The following is a 1,056-nucleotide window of genomic DNA, read 5'->3' on the forward strand; positions in this document are numbered from 1 at the left end:
TTATCGAATAGTGAGATTTGTTCTTCGCCTTCATTGATTAAGTTAGTTAAAGAAACATTGATGGTTCTAATGGGCTCCCCAGTGTAAAACTCGTGTAAAAAATATGTACAAATCTTATATATATCCATAGTTAAATTCGTCGGTCGGTTCATAGTGTGAGTTTTTCTGAAGCCACCATTGTAATTTTTGCTATAACCAATGGAAAAGTGAATCGTTTGAGCTAGTTTATTTTGTTTTCGCATTCGATAACAAACTTCTTCAATATGCTCCAGTAGAATAATTGGAAATTCTTCTATTGTGTAATCACGCATAAGTATTTGACTCTTACCAATAGAAGTTGTTGCTGGAACGTATTTTTCTGATATCCGGCTAAAATCAATGCCGTTACTATGTAAGTGCAATTCTTCGCCAATGACCCCGAAGCTTTGCTTTAAGTATTTGAGTGGGTATTGCGCTAAGTCTCCGATTGAATGAATTCCTTTTCGGTTTAACTTCGCTTCTGTTTTACCCGAAATCCCCCAAAACTTACTAAGTGGTCGTATTGGCCATAATTTTATGGGTACATCTTCGTATTTCCAGTATGCTATACAATCTTTCGTGTTCTTTGCTTCCACATCTAAAGCCACTTTGCTCATTAAAGGATTAGGACCAATTCCTATCGTGCATTCGATTCGTGTCTTTGCATAAATTTCATGTTTTAATTTTAATGCGAAGTCGTATGGGCCGTTAGCAAACAAATGAATACTATCCGTAATATCCATAAAAAACTCATCGATGGAATATTGGTGAAAATCTTCAATAGGAACGTATTGTAGAGCCAACTTAGTGATGAAATTAGAGCATTTTATATAAGTGCTCATAATTGGGTTTGCCACAAGGATATCTTTGCGACGTGGTATTTCGTATAATCTTGCCATTTTCTTAACACCCAACGCTTTTAATGGTGGAGTTGCAGCCAAAACAATTGAACCACTCCTATTCACATCACCGACTACAGCTAATTTAGTATAAAGTGGGTCTAATCCCATCTTGATGCAACTGACTGAAGCATAGAAG

General features: G+C 36.2%; 1 protein-coding gene. It reads right to left on the reverse strand.

The annotated features are described in order from the left end of the window. A partial coding sequence (locus BB045_RS09835) for a Y-family DNA polymerase (protein WP_075140725.1) occupies positions 1 to 1,056 on the reverse strand: 1,056 nt, incomplete at both ends.

The organism is Staphylococcus sp. MB377 (genome assembly GCF_001922505.1).
GTDB classification, from domain to species: Bacteria; Bacillota; Bacilli; order Staphylococcales; family Staphylococcaceae; genus Staphylococcus; species Staphylococcus haemolyticus.